Source organism: uncultured Brachyspira sp. (assembly GCF_910588665.1).
Lineage (GTDB): Bacteria > Spirochaetota > Brachyspiria > Brachyspirales > Brachyspiraceae > Brachyspira.
In genome coordinates this window covers 1-1,633 of the sequence record NZ_CAJUPR010000048.1, presented here as the reverse complement: position 1 = coordinate 1,633, position 1,633 = coordinate 1, and the positions used below count along the sequence as shown (strand labels likewise).

At 26.2% G+C, this 1,633-nt stretch carries 1 protein-coding gene; it reads right to left on the bottom strand.

Going from position 1 to position 1,633, the window contains the following annotated elements; genetic code table 11:
• Positions 1–59: 59 nt before the first annotated feature.
• A complete protein-coding gene (locus QZ306_RS10560) occupies positions 60–155 on the bottom strand; it encodes a hypothetical protein (protein ID WP_295163667.1) in 96 nt (31 codons plus the stop codon).
• Positions 156–1,633: the final 1,478 nt, after the last annotated feature.

The following is a 1,633-nucleotide window of genomic DNA, read 5'->3' as shown; positions in this document are numbered from 1 at the left end:
AATGAAAAAATAAGATTTGAATTTCATGAAAAAATAAGATTTGAATGGTATGAGAGTTTTTATAGTAAAATACTTTTGCAATTGATTTCAATATTTGGTTTTGTTAATAAAAGTTGAACAATTTTAGTATGACCATAGAAAGATGCATAAATCAATGGAGTCCAATTAATTATTCTTATTAAATTCCAAAAATGATGAAAAATGTGAATATTATAAAAAATAAATATTGAATATCATGAATGTTTTTGGTTAAAATGTCTTTGCAGTTGATATCGATATTTTTTTTTGCAAGGAATTTTTTAACAGATTTGATATCTCCTTCTTCAGATGCTTTGAGAAGCTTGTCTGTTTTGCTAAAACTCATTCTTTATTATTATGGAAAATTTTAATTGAATTTTGAGTACTTTGAAAATTTATTCTTATTTCATTTATCTTTTTATATTTAAATATAAAAACAATATCTATCATATTTTTATAATAATAAAAAGAATTATAAATTTTATAATTCTATTTGTATGGATTTTATAATAAATAAGAAGTAAAAGTTCAGAATTTTTGAATAAAAATAAATAAAAATAATAGAAAAAGTTTAAAATTTTATCGAGTTTAATCTTTAGATCAGTGGTGTAAACAAGCTTTGTTCGGTATTGATTATAAGCTTGCTTGACTCGGTTCCAATGACCATTTGAATTTTGGCCATAACTTGGCACTTGTAGCTGATATCTAATAATCAAAAGATAAAATAAGTAATTGCTGTTCTGAATCTTCTTCAATTATCTAATATCATTTATAGTAAATGTGTCATTTAAGTCTATATCTTTTATGATAAATCAGTTCCTGAAAAATGAATGGGACAGATGACAAATGACAGGTTAAATACTAAGGCCAATTCATGTAAAATGCAATTAACAAATACAGGTGAAAAAAATCGGGTGACAATTCACCCTCGTGCCGAGCACTCGCTGCGAGGCCTCTTCACCTTATTAATCATCCTGTTCCTTGTTCCTGGATAATGCTTCGTGTTCCATGATAAAGCAGTTCCTGAAAAATGGAGTGGACAGATGACAGATGACAATATTATTTCCTCATCAGGCGTTTACACTCTATTCTCTTAACCATGAAAGATGAATCAACAGAACATAAACATCTTTGTTTAATATTATTCAAGCAAGATTTGTTGGAAGTGCATTTAGCGCAAAACCAAAAATAATATACCACTATTAGTATTATATTATTATTTTGTTTAGTAAATTTATAACCATTTATATTAAACTGATTATTTAAGTCTTTCGGTTTAAACTGAGTGTAATAACGGGTAATTCTTTAATAGTTTCATTTCGCTTAACAAGTTCTCTAATAAAATTAAGGAGTATATCCTTTTCACTAACCTCAAACGAATTCATTTTTAAAACAAAAACAAAAACAAAGTTAATAACATAAATCAGCAAATACTTTATTTCTTCTCATAGTTGGTTGATAAATAATAAACCATTTCTTCACTCGAGGCATCATCATCTTCTTTATCTTTGTTTTGTTTAATTACTTCGCTTTTTATTTCTTTAGTAAGCATCTTGTGTTCTTTCCTTTTCTTTCTTTAGGTACTCATTTATTTGTTGCAATTCTTGTAGTATCT